The sequence below is a fragment of the Longicatena sp. 210702-DFI.1.196 genome, from assembly GCF_020563125.1.
Taxonomy (GTDB): Bacteria; Bacillota_I; Bacilli_A; order Erysipelotrichales; family Erysipelotrichaceae; genus Longicatena; species Longicatena caecimuris.
Genome location: NZ_JAJCPX010000090.1, coordinates 1 through 810, shown reverse-complemented (window position 1 = coordinate 810; position 810 = coordinate 1). Strand labels below are relative to the sequence as shown.

Below are 810 nucleotides of genomic sequence, written 5' to 3'. Positions count from 1 at the left end.
ATGCTGATGTAATCAATCTTAACGGATAAATTTTTGTGTGTAGTTATAGTGCATTACTCCTTTCGTACTTCCCGTTTTTTGCGGGGTAAAAATCGTGTTTTTTCCTTTATTTATCACAGTTTCTAGGTACTATGACATGTATGCGCAGGGCGGTGTTACATATACGCCCTTTATGAACGCCTAAAGGCGTTCCCTTTCTTCCTGTGTCTGATCCGTTCTTAACGCTCACGAGCCTTGTAAGACTCGTGGCTAAACGGAACAGCCCCAGTCAGAAACCTTATTTTCGGTCTGATAGTCCATGCTTATTCATGCTATCAAAATGAAAATACATCTTTTCTATGCTTACTCAAGCGTGTGATTGACCCTAGCGTGCTTAATCACCCTATCTAATACGATAATAACGCCATTAGAATTACTTGTCAAGAAGTTTTGATTGACTTTTTAATAAATATTAAGTATGATATGCTTATAAACACCGAGAAAAGCAACGAAAGGAGCGGTTATACTAAGTTATGGAACATTACGAAAAGAAAATCAGTTTCTTAGGAGAGAATATACAGACCATAAGAAAACACAGAGGAATGAAACAACAGGAACTTGCGGATAAAATCGGTATCAATATGCAGAGCCTTTCCAAGATTGAACGGGGTGTGAATTATCCTACCTTTGACACATTAGAAAAGATAATGGACGTGCTGGGAGTAACGCCCAATGAATTATTATCAGGAGAATGGAAGTATATTGACCACACCGAACCATATATCATGGATATTATCAAACGGGAACAGGACTTCAATGTTTCCTTAGATT

1 protein-coding gene is annotated in these 810 nt (G+C 37.9%); it reads left to right on the top strand.

What is annotated here, in order from left to right; translation table 11 throughout:
* Positions 1–512: 512 nt before the first annotated feature.
* Positions 513–810, top strand: a 298-nt coding sequence (locus LI241_RS15490; protein ID WP_227151466.1) for a helix-turn-helix domain-containing protein, incomplete at its 3' end; no start/stop codon positions are given.